Here is a 1,241-nt window from a genome sequence, read left to right as displayed (position 1 = left end):
GATGTTCTATGTTAATCTGCAAATTCTTTAAGTTAAAATTTTAAGGTTTTCTGATAATCTGCCTGATAAGCTATTTTGTTTTTCACTACACCGAAACAGATCCTTAAAAGCTTGTTGCAAACTGCGATCAATGCAACTTTTTTAGGCTTGCCTTTTGCCAACAATCTTAAGTAAAGCTCTTTACAGTGAATATTATGCTTCATCGCCGTCCAGGAGCAGACATACAACAGGCTTCTGATATGAGTTTTAGAGGTTCTGCACTTTCCCGGAGAATAGGATTTTTTACCCGACTGGTAAATTCTGGGAGCCAATCCAAAGTACTTCACCAGAGATTTGGCAGAATCAAAATTCCTGAAACCCGAAGTTGCTGTCATCAGTTGAAGCGAGGTTTTCTCTCCAATTCCCGAAACGCTTTGTATCAGACCTTTAATTTCTCTGAATTCCTCATCCTGAAGTTTTGGAAGACGCAGCTCAACTTCTCTGATTTCTTTATCTAACTGTTTAAGCCTTCTTTCATAATGCTTTTCTGTATTGGGATTCAGATAAGGATTAAAACGAAGTGCCTTCAGTTTTACGGCATACCTGCGCTTTTCTTCCTCCAGATCATTCAAAAGTTTAATCTCCTGATCAAGATGTTCAATCTCAATACTTTTTGGAATGTATTTCTCAGGACGGAACATCTCTCCATAAAGCCTCACAAGTTTTGCATCTTCAGCATCTGTTTTTGTAATAATGTTTTTCATCCTTGCAAAATGTTTTACCGACATGCAATTAATCAAGCTCGTTTCAAAGCCCTGTCCCAAAGTGAGATGAAGTATTCTGCTGCTGTAATTCCCGGTAGCTTCGATGACGAAACAATAATCATCTGATGATATTTTCATTAAAAAAGATAAAACCGAGTGCTGATTGTTTTCGATGTTATAAACCTGATCCTGTTTATTGCTGTCATTAAAGCTCACCGTTAAAAACTTTGCTCCCACATCAACACCAATCACTTTTTTTAATAATTTTGTCATTGTAAAATCTTTTTTTAAAAGAGGTTTTCTTCTGATCCACCATGGTAAAAGTTTTTACCAACAATGTTCTATCCGGATTTGGAAGAAAACAGCAGCAGGGGAATAATATCAGGGGCGATATCTAAGTATCAAAGAAACGTCTGTCTTTATCCTGCTGCTTTTGCTCTTTTGGTTAATTTTTTTAACCAAGTTATTAATCTATTTTGCTTCATGCAAACTTACCAT

The 1,241-nt window shown here is 36.3% G+C and carries 1 protein-coding gene; it reads right to left on the bottom strand.

The features are described from left to right. Positions 1 to 32 precede the first annotated feature (32 nt). On the bottom strand, positions 33 to 1,016 hold the full coding sequence (locus OMO38_RS20245) for an IS110 family RNA-guided transposase (RefSeq protein WP_264751989.1): 984 nt from the start codon (positions 1,014 to 1,016) through the stop codon (positions 33 to 35). Positions 1,017 to 1,241 lie beyond the last annotated feature (225 nt).

The sequence above is a fragment of the Chryseobacterium kimseyorum genome (assembly GCF_025971945.1).
Taxonomy (GTDB): domain Bacteria; phylum Bacteroidota; class Bacteroidia; order Flavobacteriales; family Weeksellaceae; genus Chryseobacterium; species Chryseobacterium kimseyorum.
Note: the sequence above shows the minus strand (reverse complement) of the source record. Positions and strands in the feature narration are given on the sequence as shown.

Excerpts from the sequence above, each read along its gene's own strand:
- OMO38_RS20245 (WP_264751989.1), bottom strand. The coding sequence starts at position 1,016 with ATGACAAAATTATTAAAAAAAGTGATTGGTGTTGATGTGGGAGCAAAG.